Source organism: Mesorhizobium sp. M8A.F.Ca.ET.161.01.1.1 (genome assembly GCF_004792105.1).
Lineage (GTDB): Bacteria > Pseudomonadota > Alphaproteobacteria > Rhizobiales > Rhizobiaceae > Mesorhizobium.
This window is the reverse complement of the sequence record NZ_SRTD01000515.1, coordinates 1-279: the sequence shown is the minus strand read 5'-3', so window position 1 is coordinate 279 and position 279 is coordinate 1. Positions and strand designations below refer to the sequence as shown.

Annotated in this window: 1 protein-coding gene; it reads right to left on the bottom strand. The window is 60.2% G+C overall.

Annotated features, from left to right (window positions below):
• Positions 1–40 precede the first annotated feature (40 nt).
• Positions 41–279, bottom strand: a 239-nt coding sequence (locus tag EN804_RS36810; protein ID WP_189602252.1) for an LOG family protein, incomplete at its 5' end; no start/stop codon positions are given.

Genomic DNA, 279 nt, shown 5'->3' with positions numbered 1-279 from the left:
TGTAACGAGCCGCCCGAGCGGCCGTTAACAATCGCCGGGCCTACAGGCGCGAAATCACCGAAGGGTCGCCTTCAGGGTTCTGCTGGGCCAGCGCGCGGTCGATGATGGCGGGGACGATGTCCTTCACCTCGTCAATGATGAGCGGATTGAGAAGATGCGCACGGTGGATGAAGCCCTGGTCGCGCATATGTTGCACGAGTTCTAGCATCGGGTTCCAGAAACCGTTGATATTGGCAAAGACCATTGGCTTCGCGTGACGGCCGAGCTGCGCCCAGGTCA